This is a genomic window from Bacillus sp. NTK071 (assembly GCF_017303315.1).
GTDB lineage: Bacteria > Bacillota > Bacilli > Bacillales > Guptibacillaceae > Guptibacillus.
In genome coordinates this window covers 1-254 of sequence record NZ_JAFKOI010000160.1, presented here as the reverse complement: position 1 = coordinate 254, position 254 = coordinate 1, and the positions used below count along the sequence as shown (strand labels likewise).

The following is a 254-nucleotide window of genomic DNA, read 5'->3' as shown; positions in this document are numbered from 1 at the left end:
CCGGACGCCATGCTGACGGTGCCCAGCAGGCCAATCAGTATTCCATTGGTGTTTAATTCCGCTTGATTATTGAGTACGAGCAGGGCGATGCCACCCATGCCGAGCATGCTGGCGATCCCTTGTTTCATACTGAGCGTATTGCTAAGCAGTACATAGCTCAGCCCCATCACCAGTACCGGTTGAATCGACATCACCAACGCAGCCATCCCACCGGGAAGATACGTAGCGGCAAAGAATAGGCAGTAGAAGAAAAA

1 protein-coding gene is annotated in these 254 nt (G+C 52.4%); it reads right to left on the bottom strand.

Features of this window, described 5'->3' with window-relative positions:
- On the bottom strand, positions 1-191 hold a 191-nt coding region (locus JI666_RS21440), incomplete at its 3' end, for a hypothetical protein (protein ID WP_524535780.1).
- Positions 192-254: the final 63 nt, after the last annotated feature.